This window comes from Alcanivorax sp. UBA3183 (genome assembly GCF_002364155.1).
Classification (GTDB): Bacteria; Pseudomonadota; Gammaproteobacteria; order Pseudomonadales; family Alcanivoracaceae; genus Alcanivorax; species Alcanivorax jadensis.
On sequence record NZ_DEXN01000017.1, the window covers coordinates 41,523 to 57,804 of the forward strand.

Sequence of the window (16,282 nt, forward strand, 5' to 3'; positions counted from 1 at the left end):
GTCGGGCGTCGGGCGTCGGGCGTTCAGATTATGTGCGATATTCCGCGTTGATCTTCACGTAGTCGTAGCTGAAATCACAGGTCCAGACGGTGCACTCGGCATCGCCGCTGGCCAGATCCGCACTGATGCTGATTTCCGGCTGGGCCATCACCGCTGCACCTTTCGCCTCTTCGTAGCTATCCGCCACACCGCCCTGCTCCACCAACAACAGGTCATCCAGCCAGACATTGACCTTGTCCACGTCCAGGGACGCAATGGGGGCTCTGCCGATGGCAGCCAGAATACGGCCCCAGTTGGGGTCGGAAGCAAACAGCGCAGTCTTCACCAGGGGGGAATGGGCAATGGTTTCCGCCACAATACGGGCGTCGGATTCACTGGCCGCCCCGGCCACGGTAATCGACACAAATTTGGTGGCGCCTTCACCATCGCGCACCAGAGCCTGAGCCAGCTCGACGAACACGCTTTCCAGAGCCTGATACAGTACCTGGCTATGGTCATCCAGCGCCTGAATCTCCGGCATCTCCGCCGCAGCGGTGCTGATCAGCATGCAGGCATCGTTGGTGGAGGTGTCGCCGTCCACTGTGACCCGGTTGAAGGACTTGTCCGCCAGGGCCTTCACCCACTGATCCAGCAGGGGTTTGGCGATAGGCGCATCGGTGGCGATAAAGCCCAGCATGGTGGCCATGTTCGGCTTGATCATGCCCGAGCCCTTGGCCATGCCGGTGACGGTAATCGGCACGCCGTCAATCTCCACCCGCCGGCTGGTAAGCTTGGGGTAGGTATCGGTGGTCATGATGCCTTCTGACGCACGGCCCCAGTGATGCTCATCCAGTTCCGCCAATGCCTTGGGCAAGCCCGTCGCAAACGCCGGCAACGGGAACTGCTCACCGATTACCCCGGTGGAATACGGCAGGATCTGATCCTCGGCGCAACCAGCCGCATCGGCCAACAGGCGACAGCTGGCCAGACAGTTTTCCATGCCCTTCTTGCCGGTGCCCGCGTTGGCATAGCCGGTATTGATCATCAGGTATCTGGGTGCCCCTGTGGCAAGACGGCTTTTTGCCACCTGCACCGGCGCGGCGCAAAAACGGTTCAAGGTGAAAATTCCGCTGACACGGGAATCTTCGCTCAGCTCCAGCACCACCAGATCCTTGCGGTTGGCCTTCTTGATGCCAGCTTCAACAGCGGCAAGACGGATACCGGGGACGGGCAACCATTCTGTCTGTGTCATAACCAATCCTTTAGCGTTCAGCGACAAGCTTCAAGCCACAAGCCCAAACAAAGAAAGCACCGGCGTTGCCGGTGCTCTGGTTTTCCTTGCAGCTTGTAGCTTGAGGCTGCTGTTATTCAATCTTGCCGTGGCACTGCTTGTATTTCTTGCCCGAGCCACAGGGGCAAGGTTCATTACGACCCACCTTTCGACCTTCGCGAACCACGGTCTTGGTACCATCAGCCTGATTGTTCTCGCCGGCCGTACCATCAGTGCCCGGTTCCGGAGCCGCCTGCATCTTCATCTTTTCTGCCTGGCGAAGGGCTTCTTCCTGGCGCTGCTTCTCGAGGCGCTCCACTTCGTCGTCACGTCGAACCTGGAAGCTGTGCAGCACTCGAATCAGCTCATGCTGGATCTGGTTGAGCAGCCCCTGGAACAACTCGAAAGACTCTTTCTTGTATTCCTGCTTGGGGTTTTTCTGCGCATAGCCGCGCAGATGAATACCCTGGCGCAGGTGGTCCATGCTGGCCAGGTGCTCTTTCCAGTGACGGTCGAGGATCTGCAGCATCAGGTGTTTCTCGATCTTGCGCAGGTCTTCGACGCCGATCTCCCCTTCCTTGCGCAGATAGTCCTGCTCCAGGGCTTCTACCAGCTTCTCGATGACACCGTCGATGTGCATCTGGTTGTCTTCGTTGAGCCACTGGCCCACCGGTGCATTGCACTGGAATTCTGCCTCCAGGGTTTTCTCCAGGCCCGGCACATCCCACTGGTCTTCCACGGAGCCCGGCGGCAGGTAACTGTGCACCAGCTCGGTCACCACATCATAACGAATGCCCTGCACGGAGGTGCGCAGGTCGTCGGTTTCCAGAATCTGGTCGCGCTGGGTGTAGATCACGCGACGCTGGTCATTGGCCACGTCATCGTATTCCAGCAGGTTCTTGCGGATATCGAAGTTACGCCCTTCTACCTTGCGCTGGGCATTCTCGATGGCACGGGTCACCCAGCGGTGCTCAATGGCCTCGCCGTTCTCCAGCCCCAGGGAGCGCATCATGTTGCGAATGCGGTCCGAGGCGAAAATCCGCATCAGGTCATCTTCCATTGACAGGAAGAAGCGGGTGTAGCCCGGATCACCCTGACGACCGGCACGACCGCGGAGCTGGTTATCGATACGGCGAGACTCGTGACGCTCTGTGCCGATGATATGCAGGCCGCCAGCTTCCATCACGGTGTCATGGTTACCCTGCCACTCGGAGCGAATTTTTTCCGCTTCCTTGTCCGAGGGGGTATCCATGTGCTTGATCTGCTCTTCCGGGTTGCCCCCCAGCACGATATCGGTACCGCGACCCGCCATGTTGGTGGCGATCGTTACCGCACCGGGACGACCCGCCTGGGCAATAATCTGTGCTTCACGCTGGTGGAACTTGGCGTTCAATACTTCGTGAGCAATCTTGTCTTTTTTCAGACGCTGGGACAGATACTCGGACGATTCAATGGTCGCGGTACCCACCAGCACCGGGGCGCCCTTGGCCACCGCTTCGCTGATTTCCTTGGCGATGGCGTCGAATTTTTCTTCCAGTGTCAGATACACCAGATCATTGGCATCCACACGAACCATGGGCCGATTGGTCGGCACCACCACCACGTCCATGCCATAAATCTGACGGAATTCCAGGGCCTCGGTATCAGCTGTACCGGTCATACCCGCCAGCTTGTTGTAGAGACGGAAATAGTTCTGGAAGGTGGTAGATGCCAGGGTCTGGTTTTCCTGCTGGATATTCACCCCTTCTTTGGCTTCGATCGCCTGGTGAATGCCCTCGGACCAGCGACGTCCGGGCATGGTACGGCCGGTGTGCTCGTCAACGATGACGATCTGGTTGTTCTGAACAATATAGTCCCGGTCCACATGGAATAAAGCGTGGGCCTTCAGCGCCGCATGAACATGATGAAGCAGCGCCAGGTTATGAGCTGCGTAAAGGCTTTCGCCCTGCTCCAGCAGGCTATTACTGACCAGCAGCGCCTCAATCTTCTGATGTCCGGTTTCCGTCAACTCGACCTGACGCTGCTTTTCATCAACAAAGAAATCGCCTTCCTGCTCTTCCGTCTCGGCAGTGAGTCTTGGCATCAGTTTATTGACGGCCGCATACAGCTCGGAGGAATCGGCTGACGGCCCGGAAATGATAAGCGGAGTGCGGGATTCGTCGATGAGGATGGAATCCACCTCATCCACAATCGCGTAGTTAAGACCACGCTGAACCCGGTCTTCCAGGCGAAAGGCCATGTTGTCGCGCAGGTAGTCGAACCCGTACTCGTTGTTGGTACCGTAGGTAATATCAGACGCGTAGGCCGCCCGCTTCTCATCGGTGGGCTGCTGGGAAAGAATCACACCAACACTGAGGCCCAGAAATTCGTAAAGGGGCCGCATCCAGTTAGCGTCCCGCTCGGCCAGATAGTCATTCACTGTGACCACGTGCACGCCTTCGCCGGACAGCGCATTCAGATACGCCGCCAGGGTCGCGGTCAGGGTTTTACCCTCACCGGTGCGCATTTCGGAAATACGACCCTCATGCAGAGCGATACCGCCCATCATCTGCACGTCGAAATGACGCATACCCATCACCCGGGTGGAGGCTTCGCGCACCACCGCAAAGGCTTCCGGCAGCAATTCATCCAGGGTCTTGCCGTCCTGGAACGCCTGACGGAATTCACGGGTCTTGAGCTGCAGGTCCGCTTCGCTGAGCTGTGCCAGCGCTTCCCCGTGGCTGTTGATCGTTTCGACCAACTTGGCCATGCGTTTCAGCTCACGATCATTCTTGGTGCCGATGATTTTTTTTACGATGGTACCCAGCATACAACTTCCGGTTCGGTAAAAAGTCAGGACAAATAGCCCGTTGGCGGCAAAGTGCTGGCCGCAAGGTGAGCCATTCTAAACACAATAAGATCAAGAGATAAGGTGGTATTCCCGGTTATCAAGGGTGCTTAACCAAAAACGGCCCCTTGTAGGGGCCGTTTTTCGCCTGTTATTCAACGTCGGGCGCGGTAAATATAGGGCTGAGGGTTCACCTGAGCGCCATTTTTAAGCACTTCATAATGAATGTGCGGGCCGGTGGAGCGACCGGAATTGCCTACTTTGCCGATAACGTCCCCGGTGCGAACAATCTCACCCGGCTCCACCAGTAATTCCAGGGCATGCCCATAGCGGGTGGCAATACCATTGCCGTGGTTGATTTCCACCATCAGGCCATAGCCGGAGCGGTCACCGGAATAGGTCACGACACCGGCGCCGGTGGCAATAATCGGTGTGCCTTCCTTGCCGGCAAAATCCACCCCTTTATGCCAGGCCACACGGCCGGTGAACGGATCAGAACGACGCCCGAAGCGGCTGGACATCCAACCCTTGGCCAACGGCCGGCCGGACAGGTAGGTTTGGTCTTGGATCTGCTTGCCGGCCAGCAGGTTTTCCAGAATCTCCAGCTGACGCTCGCGGCGTTCCAGAGTTTGCGCCATCTGGTTCACCGCTTCCATAAAGGAAGGCAATTCGTAGCTGGCACCCTCCTCCGAGCCTTCCGGTCCACCCAAGCCAGGGACAGTGCTGAAATCAAACTCTTCGCCGTCAATATCGGCCACTTCCACCAGCCGCTCACCCAGCGCATCCAGCCGAACCAGACGAGCCTGGGCCTGGGCCAATTTCAGGGTCAGTGCCCGGAACTGCTCCTGGCTGAGTCGATCCAGGGATTCCAGGGCTTTTTGCTGCTCTTCCAGATGGGTGGAGAAACGTTCGGTCATTACCGGCGTATACTCGGGCTGATCGCTGAGTTGCGACACCAGTAGGTAGCCGCCAACACCCATCAGCACCGGCACAACCACCAGCACGGCAGCCAGTAACCAGGGCCAGTGTCGCGGAACCGGAAGTGTGCGCGAATGGCCACGCTTGCTGTTAATGACTAAGATATTCATAAATTCGTGTAACGCACCGGCCAAAAATTAAGAAATTCAAATAGTTGCACTGGTTTTCTTGATTGTTTTTTACAATTTGCAGGCTAGTCTAAGTAAAACCTATGAGCAAGACAACTTCGCCCAAAGCCCTGCTCGCACTGCTAAGTGGTCATCCTACTCTCTCTGGTCTAACCAGGGAGGCCAAAAAGACCGCTCGCCAGGAGCCGGACACCGCAGCAGCCCCCGACCCGCTTGACTGCCTGCCGCCGGCACTGCGCGAGCGGGTCACCCTGGTGGAAGACAGCATGCGCTGGCTGGCCATTGCCGAAACCAGCGCCACTGCGCAGCTATTGCGTTTTCATCTGCCCAAACTGCAGCAGGCCCTGCCCGGCCAGCAGATCAAGATCGTGGTGGGCGGCAAACGCCAGATGCAGAAAAGCAACGTCCGTGCCAACCAACAGGACAAGCCCAGATTGGCCAGAGAAAGCGCCAGACAAATTGCCGATCTGGCTGACACCATTGAGGACAAAGGCCTCAAGGCATCCTTGCAGCGGCTGGCCAGCCGCGGTGAATCAGAATAATTCGCGTATGTAGGAACGTAGCGTAGCGAAGTAACGCCCACAGGGCGGCCCCGTAGGGGTGGGCACAGCGAATAACCCATGCTCGCATGGCGAACCGAGCCTCAGCGAGGACAAGGCGGTGCGGGTTGCTCCCGATCTATCCAGTGAGACCTGTCGAGCCCGGATATTCCTGATCGCCCTGCGGGCGATTTCCTCGCTGCGCGAGGTTCGCCATGCGAGCATGGCTCCTACAAAAAAATCTTGTCTTCCCTGAAACGAAAAACCACCCGGCGGCGGGAGAACCGCCGGGTGGCAACAGGGTTTCGACGTTTACAGCGTGCAGCCGGGTATTACTCGGCCGCCGCGAGCACGGGTCGCATGTACGACACTGGCGCATCGGTGGCATCTTCGAAGGTCACCACCTCGTAGGAATCCTCCTGACGGAGAATCTCGCGCAGCAGGGCATTGTTGAGGGCATGGCCGGATTTGTGACCGATGAACTCGCCGATCAGGCTGTGACCCAGCAGATACAGGTCGCCGATGGCATCCAGCATCTTGTGCTTGACGAATTCGTCCTCGTAACGCAGCCCGTCCTCGTTGAGGATGCGATACTCATCCACCACGATGGCGTTATCGACACTGCCGCCCAGCGCCAGATTCTGGCTGCGCAGGAACTCGATATCGCGCATGAAGCCGAACGTCCGCGCCCGCGCCACTTCCTTCACAAACGAGGTCGTGGAGAAGTCGATGCTGGACACCTGGTTACGCTCTTCAAACACCGGGTGGTCGAATTCGATGGAGAAGGTCACCTTGAAGCCATCAAAGGGAACGAAAGTCGCTGACTTGTCGCCCTCACGCACCGTGACTTCTTTCTTGATGCGGATGAACTTCTTGGCCGCTTCCTGCTCCTTGATGCCAGCAGACTGCAGCAGGAACACAAAAGGACCGGCACTGCCGTCCATGATCGGCATTTCCGGCGCGGACAGCTCCACGAAGGCGTTATCGATGCCCAGCCCTGCCATGGCAGACAGGAAATGCTCCACCGTGCCCACCTTCACGCCATCCTGAACCAGGGTCGACGACAAAGTGGTCTCGCGGACGGCATCGGCAGACGCCTTGATCTCCACCACCGGATCCAGGTCCACACGCCGGAACACGATACCGGTATCCACCGGTGCCGGGCGTACGGTCATGTAGACCTTTTCGCCGGTGTGAAGTCCCACGCCGGTGGCGCGGATCACGTTTTTCAGCGTTCGTTGTCTGATCATCAGTCTGTCACACAGCTGCGGGTATCCTGCAGGATACCGCTTTCCTCAACACAAAATTAGGGCGTAATTATACTGCAATGCCCTGATTTTGCACCCTTGGCGCCAGACCGTTAGTCGGCCTGGCGACGAAGGAAGGTCGGGATATCAATGAAATCCAGATCTTCCGCGGTGCTCACCGCCTGCTGACCACGGCCGCTGGCCGCCTGCTGGGCCGCGCGTTTGCGCTCCACTGCCGGGCGATCCAGGTCGCTGTAGTCCACCCGACCATCCGCGGTGACGGGGGTCTGACGACCACGTACCACTTTTAGTTCCTGCTGGGCGGCGGCGCCCAGGCCGGTAGCAACAACGGTGACGCTGATGCTGTCGCCCATGTCCGGGTCGATGGCGGTGCCGATGATCACGTTGGCGTCATCGCTGGCCAGTTCGCTGACGATGTCACCCACTTCGGAGAACTCGTCCAGAGCGATGGACTCGTTGGCGGTGATGTTGATCAGGATACCGCGGGCGCCGCGCAGGTCCACATCCTCCAGCAGCGGGCTGGAAATGGCTGCCTGGGCCGCCTCTGCCGCCCGGTTTTCACCGCTGGCAGTACCGGTACCCATCATGGCCGTACCCATTTCACTCATCACCGTGCGCACGTCAGCGAAATCCACGTTGATCATGCCCGGGCGAACGATCAGGTCGGCAATCCCTTTTACGGCACCCTGCAGCACTTCGTTGGCCGCCTTGAAGGCGTCCAGCAGGCTGGTGGAACCACCGAGAACCGCTTGCAGCTTCTCGTTGGGGATAGTGATCAGGGAGTGAACGTGCTCCTTCAGCTCCTCGATACCTTCCTGGGCGGAGCGCATGCGCTTCTTGCCCTCGAAGGGGAACGGCTTGGTCACCACCGCCACGGTCAGGATACCCAGTTCCTTGGCGATTTCAGCCACCACAGGGGCGGCGCCGGTGCCGGTGCCGCCGCCCATACCGGCGGTAACGAACACCATATCAGCGCCGTCCAGCAGCTCGGCGATGCGGTCACGGTCTTCCTGAGCGGATTGACGACCGATTTCCGGGTTTGCGCCTGCACCCAACCCCTTGGTCACCTGGCTGCCCAGCTGAATCACGGTTTTGGAGGAGGCATTTCGCAGTGCCTGGGCGTCGGTGTTGGCGCAGATAAAATCCACCCCTTCCACACCGGAACGCACCATGTGATCCACGGCGTTACCGCCGCCACCACCGACACCTACCACTTTAATGACCGCGCCATGCGGTACGCTGTCTTCCAGTTTGAATTGCATGGTTGATCTCCCGTTATTGCTTCCCTGTTACTACTTTGAACGTCATTTAACGTCGAATTGTCCCGGTGATGTTGCTGCGGCCCGGAACTGCCGCTTCCGCAAAAACTGTTAACCGGCTCAGGAAACTAGAAGTTGCCCTTGAACCAGTTTTTGAAACGCTCTACCCAGTTCACTTCCCCGCCACCGGCAAGGGCGCGGGCACTGGTGCCGTCCTTTTCCATGCGCTGGCCATACAACAGCAGGCCCACCGCCGTGGAATAGATCGGGTTCTTGACCACATCAATGAGCCCGGAGATACCCTGCGGGGACCCCAGACGCACCGGCATGTGAAAGATTTCTTCGGCCAGATCCACCGCGCCCTCGATCTTGGAGGAGCCACCGGTGAGCACGATGCCACCGGGGATCAGGTCCTCGAAGCCGGAGCGACGAAGCTCGGCCTGGATCAGGGTGAACAGCTCGTCGTAACGCGGCTCCACCACCTCGGCCAGATTCTGGCGGCTGAGGGTACGTGGCGGCCGGTCGCCCACGCTGGGAACCTTGATGGTTTCGTCCGCGCCGGCCAGCTGGGTCAGCGCGCAGGCGTACTTGATCTTGATCTCGTCTGCGTGCTGCTTGGGGGTCCGCAGAGCCATGGCGATATCGTTGGTCACCTGGTCCCCGGCAATGGGGATGTTGGCGGTGTGACGAATGGCGCCTTCGGTGAAAATGGCGATATCCGTGGTACCGCCACCGATATCGACGATGCAGACACCCAGTTCGCGCTCGTCCTCGGTCAACACGGCGTGAGCACTCGCTAACTGCTCAAGGATGATGTCATCGACCTCCAGGTTGCAGCGGCGCACACATTTTTCGATGTTCTGGGCGGCGTTCACGGCACAGGTCACCAGATGCACCTTGGCTTCCAGACGCACACCGCTCATGCCGATGGGCTCACGCACACCCTCCTGGTTGTCCACCACATATTCCTGGGGCAGCACGTGCAGGGTTTTCTGATCTGCCGGGATCGCCACTGCCTGGGCCGCGTCGATCACCCGGTCGATATCCGCCTGGGCCACTTCCCGGTCGCGAATGGCGACGATGCCGTGGGAATTGAGGCTACGCACATGGGAACCGGCGATGCCCGCATACACCGTATGAATGTGGCAACCGGCCATCAGCTCGGCCTCTTCCACCGCCCGCTGGATAGAGCGCACGGTGGCTTCGATATCCACCACCACGCCCTTCTTCATCCCCCGGGACGGCTGGGAGCCGATGCCGACAATTTCCATGGTGCCATCGGCGGATGACTGACCGACGATGGCCACCACCTTGGAGGTGCCAATGTCGAGTCCGACAATCATGTTTTCTGATGCGTTTGCCATGTCATCCATTCTCCTAAAACTAGCTTTGCTCGCCCCAGGTCACCGCCATGCCATCGGCATAGCGCAGGTCGACCCGGGTTACCCGGCGGCTGTCCGTGCTCAGCACACCGCGATAGAGCCGCACAAAGCGGCGCAGTTTGCTGGTGTACGCTTCACGGTCTACCACCAGCTGCATATCGTTGTTCAGGGTCAGTCGCGCGGTCAGTCGTGCGTTGACCTCCATACTGCGAATCCCCAGGTCCACATCTGCCAGCATCTTGCCCATGCTGTGATAGAACCCCATCACTTCTTCCAGCCGCTGTTGCGGTCCACTCAGCCGCGGCAGGCCGCTCAGGTCATACTGCTTGAGCGCCTTGAAGGGCTCACCGCTGTCTGAAATCAGCACGGTGTCATTCCACACCGCCACCGGGCGCCGCTCTTCCACGGTCAACACCACGGTGTCGGGCCACTGCCGGCGAACGGAAACCCGCTCCACCCAGCTCAGGCCCTGTGCCTGCTGGTAGATGTCTTCCAGCGGCACGGAAAAATAATTTTCGTCGCGAACCAGCGCCGCCAGGGCGGTCTGGATCTGCTGTTGACGGCGCACATCGGTGACACCGTCCACACCCACCTTGCGCACCGGATAGCCGTCCAGTGCTGCCGGCAGATAGATCACACCGACCAGCAACACCGCCGCCACGGTGCCGACCAGCATCCAGGGCACCGCTGCTGCCAACCGCTCATTGAGCGGTACGCCGGCTTTTTTCACCGGCTTGCGGCGGGCCCCGCGCGGGGTCGCGGCCTGCTTAGCCATCACCTCTTTCCAGCGCATCCAGCAGGATTTCGCCCACCAGGGTGTCGAAATCCCGCCCGGCGGCCTTGGCCGCCATGGGCACCAGGGAGTGATCGGTCATTCCCGGTACCGTGTTCACTTCCAGCAACTGCCAGTTGCCCTGCTCGTCACGCATCACGTCCACCCGGCCCCAGCCGTGGCAGCCAGCTACCCGGAAAGCGGTCAGGGCCAGTTGGCGCAGGGCCTGCTCATCAGACTCGTCCAGTCCGGCCGGGCACAGGTACTCGGTGCTGTTGGACTGGTACTTGGCTTCAAAGTCATAAAACGCATTCGGTGTCTTCAGGCGGATCGCCGGCAACGGCTCGTCGCCAAGGATGGCCACGGTGTATTCCGGGCCGTTGACCCAGGCTTCCACCAGCACATCGGAATCGAATTTTTCCGCTTCTTTCAGCGCCTGGGCCAGTTGCTCGGCGTTATCCGCCTTGGCCATGCCGATTGAGGAGCCTTCATGGGCCGGCTTGATCATCAACGGGAAGCCCAGGTCGGTATCATTGCGGCCGGCCACATAAAACGCCGGCGTCGGCAAGCCGGCGCCTTTCCAAAGTTGTTTGGTACGCACCTTGTCCATGCCGATAGCCGAGGCCATCACTCCGGAGCCGGTATAAGGAATGCCCAGGTGCTCCAGGACCCCCTGAATCACACCGTCTTCGCCGCCCCGGCCATGCAGGGCGATAAAGGCCACATCGAAACCCTTGAGGGTATCCACGCTCTTGTAAGCCGGATCTACCAGCTCGGCGATCAGCCCCAGATTGCGCAGGGCCTGATGAACCGCCGCACCACTTTTCAGTGACACGGGACGCTCGGCGGATTTGCCGCCGGCCAGTACCGCTACCCGGCCCACGCTGGCCAGTTGCTTCTTCAGCAGCACCTTATCCACGCTTGGCGCCTCCCTGCTCAGCCAGTTCTTTGGCGATAGCACCCACATTCCCGGCGCCCTGAGTTACCAGGAGATCGCCGTCCTGCAGCTGGGTAGCCAGAATCTCTGCCAGCTTGGCCGGATCATCCACGAATACCGGTTCCACCCGGCCACGCTTGCGAATGCTGCGGCACAGGGCGCGGGCATCCGCACCGGGAATCGGGTCTTCACCGGCGCCGTAGACCTCCAGCATCAACAGCACATCCACCCCGGACAGCACGTCCACGAAGTCCTCGTAGAGGTCCTGGGTACGGGTATAGCGGTGGGGCTGGAACAGCATGGCCAGACGACGGCCCGGCCAACCGGCACGGATCGCATCGATGGTGACGGCCACTTCGCTGGGATGGTGACCGTAATCGTCCACCAGGGTCGCGCTACCGCCTTCAAAGTGATATTCGCCCTGTACATCAAAGCGCCGGCCCACTCCGGTAAAGTGGTTCAGGCCGCGAATAATGGCCTCATCGCTGGCGCCTTCATCGGCGGCCACGGCAATGGCCGCCAGGGCATTGAGTACGTTGTGCTTGCCCGGCATGTGCAACACCACATCCAGCGGCTCGCCTTCCTTGCGGATTACCCGGAAGGATGTCGTCATACCCTGCTGCTGCACGTCCTCGGCGCGCAGGTCCGCATCCTCGCTGAAGCCGTAACGGATCACCTGACGATTGACCCGTGGCAGCAGCTTGCGCACCACCGGGTCGTCCACGCACATCACTGCTACACCGTAAAACGGCAGGTTGTGCAGGAATTCGATAAAGGTGTTCTCCAGCTGGGCAAAATCCCCGCCATAGGTGTGCATGTGGTCCGCTTCGATATTGGTCACGATGGCACTCATCGGCTGCAGGTGCAGGAAGCTGGCATCGGACTCATCCGCTTCCGCCACCAGATAACGGCTCTGCCCCAGGCGTGCATTGGTGCCGGCACTGTTCAGCCGCCCGCCAATCACGAAGGTGGGATCCAGGCCCGCTTCCGCCATGATCGCCGCCGTCATGGAGGTGGTAGTGGTCTTGCCATGGGTGCCGGCCACCGCAATGCCGTGACGGAAGCGCATCAGCTCGGCCAGCATCTGGGCCCGCGGTACCACCGGAATCCGGCGGGCATGGGCTTCCGCCACTTCCTCGTTCTCAGTGGTCACCGCCGTGGAGGTCACCACCACGTCGGCGCCGTCGATATTGTCCGCCCGATGGCCGATTTCCACCCGCACACCCAGGCCGCGCAGGCGTTCTACCACCGCCGATTCCTTGATGTCGCTACCGCTGATGGCATAGCCCTGGTTGGCCAGCACCTCGGCGATGCCACACATGCCCACGCCACCGATACCCACAAAGTGGATACCGCTGATACGCCGCATCTCGGGCACGATATGGATGTTGTCGTTATCGGCCATTGGCCACCTCCTCACACAGCGTGGCCGCGCGCTCGGCGCTGTCGGCCACGGCCTGCTCACGGGCACGCTGCGCCATTTGCGCCAGCAGCCCGCGTTCTGCAACCGGTTTCAATGTGCCCGCCAGGCTGGCGGCACTCATCTCCCGCTGGGGCAGCAACAGGGCCGCGCCCCGGTCTGACAGCCAGCGGGCATTCAATGTCTGGTGATCGTCCACCGCGCTAGGCAGCGGCACGAACAGGGCCGCCACGCCAGCGGCAGCCACTTCCGCCACGGTCAGGGCCCCGGCCCGACAGATCACCAGATCTGCCCAGCCGTAGGCTTCCGCCATGTCGTCGATAAATTCACTGACCTGGGCGTCCAGCCCCAGCGCCTGGTAAATCGGCGCCGCTTCGCCGGTACGGCCGGCACCACACTGGTGACGCACCTGGATATCCTGGCCCAGTACCGCCAGCAGCAGTTCCGGCAGATCCTGATTCAATATCAGCGCACCCTGGCTGCCGCCCAGTACCAACACACGCAGACTGCCCTGGTGCTGGGCATAACGTCGGGCCGGCTCTTCCAGGCTGGCAATCTCGGCGCGTACCGGATTGCCCACCCAGCAGGCATCCTGCTTGCCGAAAGCGCCCTGAAAACCTTCCAGGGTCACGGTAGCCATGCTGGACAACAACCGGTTGGTCAGCCCCGGCACCGCGTTCTGTTCGTGGACCACCACCGGTACCTTGCAAAGCCGCGCGGCCAGGCCACCGGGGCCACTGGCAAAACCGCCAAAGCCCACCGCCAGCAGCGGCTGGCGCTGGCTGATCAGGCTGCGCGCCTGCAATACCGCACGCAGCAGATTGAATGGGGCGGTGAGCTTGCGCTTGAGTCCGCCACCACGCAGCCGGGATACAGCCAGTTCGGCAATCTCGTAGCCGTACTGACGCACCAGCTTGCCTTCCATCCCGTTTTCCGCGCCCAGCCAGAGGATCCGGAAACCGCGCTCACGCAATTGATCCGCCACTGCCAGTGCCGGGAACACATGCCCGCCGGTACCGCCTGCCATGATCAGGATGGTGCCACTCATCGTGCCGCCCTCCCTCTCGCTTTCAGCTGCTCGGCTTCAGCGCCGGCGCGCAGGATCAGCCCCACCATGGCGGAGAAGATCAGCAGTGAAGAGCCGCCATAGCTGATAAACGGCAAGGTCAGCCCCTTGGTGGGCAACAGGCCCATGTTTACACCCAGGTTGATAAAGACCTGGGAGCACAAGACGAAGGCGCAGCCATAAACCAGATAGGCGTGATACAGCAGACCGCGGGTTTCCAGGCTGTGACCCAGGCGGAAGATGCGCCAGCCCAGCAGCACAAAGCCGCTGATCAACGCCAGATTCCCCAGCAGGCCCAGCTCTTCGGCCATCACCGCGTAAACAAAATCGGTATGAGCTTCCGGCAGGTAGAACAGCTTCTGCACGCTGTTGCCCAGGCCTACGCCATCCCAGTGGCCACGGCCGAAAGCGATCAGGCTCTGGGTCAACTGATAGCCGGAGCCGAACTGATCAGCCCAGGGATCGGTAAAGGTCATCAGCCGCGCCACCCGATAGGGTTCGGCAAAGGCCACCAGGGCCCCCAGTGCCACCGCCGCCAGACCAATCAGCAAGAAACGCAGGGTCGGTACACCGGACAGGAACAACATGCCCATGGCGGTGATGCCCAGTACCACCACGGCACCGAAATCCGGCTCCAGCAGCAGCAAGATGGTCAGCACGCCAAGCAACGCCAGGGGCAGCAGAAAGGCCTTCCACTCGGTTTCCAGGGCTGCCTTGCGCTCGGCGATATACCCTGCCAGGTAAAGGACGAAACAGAGTTTGACGATTTCCGAGGCCTGAATGGTCAGGCCGGGCAGCGCAATCCAGCGAGTGGAGCCGTTCACCGTGCGCCCCAGACCGGGGATGAACACCATCACCAGTACCACCAACGCCACCGGCAACATCAAGAAGCGCAACCGCTCCAGCAACGCCAAAGGCACTGCGAAATACACAAAGGCCCCGGCAGCCAGCCCCAGCGACAGATAGATGCCGTGGCGCAGGGCATAATAGAAGGGGTCGCCCAGCCGGGTTTCGGCAATCTGCAGGCTCGCAGACGAGACCATCACCAGGCCGGCCAGAGCCAACAGAATCGCTGTCCACATCAGCGTCTTGTCCAGGCCCCGGTTATCCAGCTTGAGGATCATGCGCTCAGTCATGGCACACCTCCCTGGCCCGGGCGGAGAAGTCATCACCACGGGCAACAAAGCTGGAATACATATCGAAAGACGCACAGGCCGGCGACAGCAAGACCGCATCACCGGGTTGTGCCAGTGCATGGGCCCGGGCCACAGCCGCTTCCATGTCCGCTACCAGTTCGCAGGGCGCTGCGGACATACCCTCAGCCAGGGTGCTGCGATCTTCACCCATCAGCAGGCCGGCACGCAGATACTGACGCGCCGGCTCCGTCAGCGGCGAGAAATCCTGGCCCTTGCCCTGGCCACCGGCAATCAGGATCACCTTGCCGTCGATGGTTTCTCCGATACCGGTCAGGGCCGCCAGGGTGGCACCCACATTGGTGGCCTTGGAATCATTGAACCAGCGCACGCCACCCGCTTCAGCCACCAGTTGGCAGCGGTGCGGCAGGCCGGTAAAGGCTTTCACCGTGGCCAGCGCCTTGTCACGGTTCAGGGACAAGGCATCACTGATGGCCAGCACGGAAAGGATGTTCATGGCGTTGTGATGACCGGTGAGCGCCAATTCGGACAGGGCCAGCAGCCGCTCGCCACGGCACAGTAACTGGGCGTTCTCCGTGTCCAAACGGTAATCCGCCTCCGGATGAGCACCGAAACTGATCTGACGCGGCACCCCGGCGTGGGGGCGGGTCGCCAGGTCATCCCGGTTCCACACCGCTACCTGGCAGCCATCATAGATGCGCTGCTTGGCGGCCACGTAATCGGCAAAGCTGGCGTAACGATCAAGATGGTCCTGGGACACATTGAGAATGGTCGCCACTTCCGCACTCAGGCTGTAGGTGGTTTCCAGCTGGAAACTGGAAAGCTCCAGGGCGTACAGGCGGGCCTGATCGTCCAGCAGCTCCAGAGCGGGCACGCCCAAATTGCCGCCGATCCCCGGGTTCATGCCGCAGGCTTCAGCCACCTGCCCCAGCAGTGTGGTCACCGTGCTCTTGGCGTTGGAACCGGTAATTGCCACCAGCGGCTCACTGGCGGCGCGGGCGAACAGCTCCACATCACCGATCACTTCCTTGCCGGCGACGACTTGCTCGGCGATGGCCGGAGTCGCTACAGCCACGCCGGGGCTGACGATCAGGCGACGGGCGTTGTTCATCCAACCGGACTTGAAACCGCCGGTATGGATTTTCACGTTGGGGAATTCGACGCGCAGCGCTTCCAGGCCGGCGGGTTCGGCACGGGTGTCCAGGGCGCGCACAGGCATCCCCTGGTCCGTCAGATAACGGATCACGGAACGCCCGGATACTCCCAGGCCAATTACCAGATCAAACCCGTCTTTCGCCATAAA

The 16,282-nt window shown here is 60.6% G+C and carries 13 protein-coding genes; 1 reads left to right on the forward strand and 12 read right to left on the reverse strand.

Annotated elements, in window-relative coordinates:
• Positions 1–28 precede the first annotated feature (28 nt).
• The 3 genes from argJ to B3Q33_RS07630 form a co-directional block, all read right to left on the reverse strand.
• Positions 29–1,231 (reverse strand): bifunctional glutamate N-acetyltransferase/amino-acid acetyltransferase ArgJ, encoded by a 1,203-nt coding sequence (argJ, locus tag B3Q33_RS07620; RefSeq protein WP_035247993.1) that lies wholly within the window; start codon positions 1,229–1,231, stop codon positions 29–31.
• 112 nt (positions 1,232–1,343) lie between these two features.
• A complete protein-coding gene (gene secA / locus B3Q33_RS07625; protein ID WP_272963347.1) occupies positions 1,344–4,058 on the reverse strand; it encodes a preprotein translocase subunit SecA in 2,715 nt (904 codons plus the stop codon).
• Between the two features lie 173 nt (positions 4,059–4,231).
• Positions 4,232–5,164 (reverse strand): M23 family metallopeptidase, encoded by a 933-nt coding sequence (locus tag B3Q33_RS07630; protein WP_035247997.1) that lies wholly within the window; start codon positions 5,162–5,164, stop codon positions 4,232–4,234.
• A 101-nt stretch (positions 5,165–5,265) separates the two neighbouring features.
• Between B3Q33_RS07630 and B3Q33_RS07635 the strand changes: the two genes are divergently transcribed.
• Positions 5,266–5,724 carry a hypothetical protein gene (locus tag B3Q33_RS07635; protein WP_035248000.1) on the forward strand — a complete coding sequence of 153 codons (459 nt, stop codon included), beginning with the start codon at positions 5,266–5,268 and terminating at the stop codon, positions 5,722–5,724.
• Between the two features lie 329 nt (positions 5,725–6,053).
• Here the strand turns inward: B3Q33_RS07635 and lpxC are convergent, their stop codons facing one another.
• The 9 genes from lpxC to murD form a co-directional block, all read right to left on the reverse strand.
• Positions 6,054–6,971, reverse strand: a complete 918-nt coding sequence (gene lpxC, locus B3Q33_RS07640; protein ID WP_035248002.1) for a UDP-3-O-acyl-N-acetylglucosamine deacetylase — start codon at positions 6,969–6,971, stop codon at positions 6,054–6,056.
• Positions 6,972–7,081: 110 nt separating this feature from the next.
• Positions 7,082–8,251, reverse strand: coding sequence for a cell division protein FtsZ (ftsZ, locus tag B3Q33_RS07645; RefSeq protein WP_035248004.1), 1,170 nt, complete (start codon positions 8,249–8,251; stop codon positions 7,082–7,084).
• A gap of 125 nt (positions 8,252–8,376) precedes the next feature.
• On the reverse strand, positions 8,377–9,612 hold the full coding sequence (gene ftsA / locus B3Q33_RS07650; protein WP_035248224.1) for a cell division protein FtsA: 1,236 nt from the start codon (positions 9,610–9,612) through the stop codon (positions 8,377–8,379).
• 19 nt (positions 9,613–9,631) lie between these two features.
• Positions 9,632–10,405: a cell division protein FtsQ/DivIB gene (locus tag B3Q33_RS07655; protein WP_035248007.1), complete on the reverse strand. Its 774-nt coding sequence runs from the start codon at positions 10,403–10,405 to the stop codon at positions 9,632–9,634.
• Positions 10,398–11,321 carry a D-alanine--D-alanine ligase gene (locus B3Q33_RS07660; RefSeq protein WP_035248009.1) on the reverse strand — a complete coding sequence of 308 codons (924 nt, stop codon included), beginning with the start codon at positions 11,319–11,321 and terminating at the stop codon, positions 10,398–10,400. The genes B3Q33_RS07655 and B3Q33_RS07660 overlap by 8 nt, the downstream gene beginning before the upstream one ends.
• Positions 11,314–12,744 carry a UDP-N-acetylmuramate--L-alanine ligase gene (gene murC, locus B3Q33_RS07665; protein WP_035248011.1) on the reverse strand — a complete coding sequence of 477 codons (1,431 nt, stop codon included), beginning with the start codon at positions 12,742–12,744 and terminating at the stop codon, positions 11,314–11,316. Before murC ends, B3Q33_RS07660 begins: the two co-directional genes overlap by 8 nt.
• Positions 12,734–13,807, reverse strand: coding sequence for an undecaprenyldiphospho-muramoylpentapeptide beta-N-acetylglucosaminyltransferase (gene murG / locus B3Q33_RS07670; protein WP_272963348.1), 1,074 nt, complete (start codon positions 13,805–13,807; stop codon positions 12,734–12,736). The genes murC and murG overlap by 11 nt, the downstream gene beginning before the upstream one ends.
• On the reverse strand, positions 13,804–14,961 hold the full coding sequence (ftsW, locus tag B3Q33_RS07675; protein WP_052042798.1) for a putative lipid II flippase FtsW: 1,158 nt from the start codon (positions 14,959–14,961) through the stop codon (positions 13,804–13,806). Before ftsW ends, murG begins: the two co-directional genes overlap by 4 nt.
• Positions 14,954–16,279 carry a UDP-N-acetylmuramoyl-L-alanine--D-glutamate ligase gene (murD, locus tag B3Q33_RS07680; protein WP_272963349.1) on the reverse strand — a complete coding sequence of 442 codons (1,326 nt, stop codon included), beginning with the start codon at positions 16,277–16,279 and terminating at the stop codon, positions 14,954–14,956. The genes ftsW and murD overlap by 8 nt, the downstream gene beginning before the upstream one ends.
• Positions 16,280–16,282 lie beyond the last annotated feature (3 nt).